This window comes from Kitasatospora sp. NPDC057738 (assembly GCF_042798815.1).
GTDB classification, from domain to species: Bacteria; Actinomycetota; Actinomycetes; order Streptomycetales; family Streptomycetaceae; genus Kitasatospora; species Kitasatospora lactacystinica.
Genome location: NZ_JBHVJT010000164.1, coordinates 1 through 2,109, shown reverse-complemented (window position 1 = coordinate 2,109; position 2,109 = coordinate 1). Strand labels below are relative to the sequence as shown.

Below are 2,109 nucleotides of genomic sequence, written 5' to 3'. Positions count from 1 at the left end.
CGATGATGCCGCGGGGCTTCGGCGGGGCCGCGCGCGCCACCGCGCAGCCCGCCGGGCCGGTGGCGCAGCCCGCCGGGCCGGTGGCGGGGCCGCCGGCCCGGGCGACGGGCCCCGCCAAGGAGCCGAAGCAGCCGGGCCTGTGGCTGGAGGCGTTCATGGACGGCATCAAGGGCACCGGACCGGGCCCGTCCGGCCCGGCGGGTACCGGAGCCGCCACCGACGGCGGGCGCACCACCGACGCCGGACGCGCCACGGGCCCCGGACGGACGGGCCCCGGACGGACCGACCCCGGGTGGGCGGGTGCCGGACGGACGGGTACCGGACAGGCGGGTGCCGGACACACGAGCGCCGCGCACACCAGTGAAGACACGGCAGGGAAGGGCGAGCAGTGATTCCGCACCGCAACAACATGGACTGGATCCTCAACGACCTCGCGGACAGCGTCCCGTGCGTGCGCCACGTCATCGTGCTGTCGGCCGACGGCCTGCGGATCGCCCAGTACGGCACCGACCCGGACACCGCCGACCGCCTCGCCGCCGCCTGCGCCGGGCTGCAGAGCCTGGCCGGCGCGATCGGCCACGAGTTCCCGCACGGCGACGGCTCGATGCGGCTGGTGGTGATCGAGGTGGACGGCGGCTACTTCTACCTGATGGCGGCCGGTGACCGCGCCTATCTCGCGGTGCTCGCCGACGAGGGCGTGGACGCCGGGCTGGTGAGCCACCAGATGCGCGACCTGGTCGCCCGGATCGGCGAGCACCTGTCCACCCCGCCGCGCAATCCCGAGGCGGTCGCGTGAACCGGCACCCGGCCCGGCCTGCCGCGGTGGGCTGCCACGGCGGGACGGGCACATGAACGAGCACAGCGAGGCGATGGCATGACGGCCGAGAAGGGTGGCTGGGACGGCCCCGAGCCCGACCGGCTGTACGTCATCACCCGGGGCCGCAGCGGCCCCTCCGGACCGGGGGTCTTCGACCTGGTCACCCTGATCGTCTCCCGTGCGGAGCCGACCCCCGCCCACCAGCCGGAGCAGGCCGCCATCCTGCGGCTGTGCCGGTCCCCGCTCTCGGTGGCGGAGGTCTCCGCCTACCTGGAGCTGCCCGTCAGCGTGGTCATCGTCCTGCTGGCGGACCTGCTCGACGACGGGCTGATCGAGGCCCGCAGTTCCGCCGTGCCCGCGGCGGAGCTTCCCGACCGTGCCCTGTTGGAGGCGGTGATCCATGGACTTCAGCGGCTCTGACACGGTGGTGGGGCCGGCCGGTTCGGACCTGCTGCCGGACACCGTCACCACGGCGGTCAAGGTGGTGGTGGTCGGCGGCTTCGGTGTCGGCAAGACGACGCTGGTCGGCGCGGTCAGCGAGATCCGCCCGCTGACCACCGAGGAGACCATGACCCAGGCCGGGGTCGGGGTGGACGACCCGACCGGGGTCGAGCAGAAGACCTCCACCACCGTGGCCATGGACTTCGGCCGGATCAGCATCAGCGACCGGCTCGTGCTCTACGTCTTCGGCACCCCCGGCCAGGAGCGGTTCTGGTTCCTCTGGAACGGCCTGTTCGAGGGCGCCCTGGGCGCGGTGGTGCTGGTGGACACCCGCCGGCTGGAGGTCAGCTTCGAGGTGATCGGGCGTCTGGAGGAGCGCGGCGTGCCCTTCGTGGTGGCCGTCAACGGCTTCCCGGAGGCGCCGCCCGTCCCGCTCGACGAGGTCCGGGACGCGCTGGACCTGCCGCCCGAGGTGCCGATCGTCGCGTGCGACGCGCGCAGCCGGGAGTCCAGCCGGGACACCCTGATGACCCTGATGCACTACCTGTACGAGCTGGCCGCCCCGTCCACCGGCTGAGCCGACGGTCCGTCCTTACCACCCCCACCGACCGCCCGTCACCGAACCCACCCGCGACCGGAGACCCCCGTGACCACCCCGTTCCCCGAACCCGCCACCCCCGCCGGCCCCTCGTCGCCCGCCGCCCCGCCGCCCGGCTGCCCGGCCCACGCGGGCGGCGGCATCGCCCCGACCGGCCCCGGCGGCCTGCGCCGCCTGTACGGGCCGGAGGCCGAGACCGACCCGGCGGGCCTGTACGAGAAGCTGCGCGTCGAGGTCCGGCGCGGGTCGGGCG

General features: G+C 75.0%; 3 protein-coding genes and 2 pseudogenes. All 5 read left to right on the top strand.

Features of this window, described 5'->3' with window-relative positions:
* Positions 1-392, top strand: a pseudogene (locus ACFVGO_RS39350) (hypothetical protein); the annotation flags it as partial.
* 17 nt (positions 393-409) lie between these two features.
* Entirely contained in the window at positions 410-796 is a 387-nt protein-coding gene (locus tag ACFVGO_RS39345) for a roadblock/LC7 domain-containing protein (RefSeq protein WP_380551404.1), read from the top strand.
* Positions 797-874: 78 nt separating this feature from the next.
* Entirely contained in the window at positions 875-1,237 is a 363-nt protein-coding gene (locus ACFVGO_RS39340) for a DUF742 domain-containing protein (RefSeq protein ID WP_359898354.1), read from the top strand.
* A complete protein-coding gene (locus tag ACFVGO_RS39335) occupies positions 1,218-1,835 on the top strand; it encodes an ATP/GTP-binding protein (protein WP_359898353.1) in 618 nt (205 codons plus the stop codon). Before ACFVGO_RS39340 ends, ACFVGO_RS39335 begins: the two co-directional genes overlap by 20 nt.
* A 69-nt stretch (positions 1,836-1,904) precedes the next feature.
* A pseudogene (locus ACFVGO_RS39330) lies at positions 1,905-2,109 on the top strand (hypothetical protein); the annotation flags it as partial.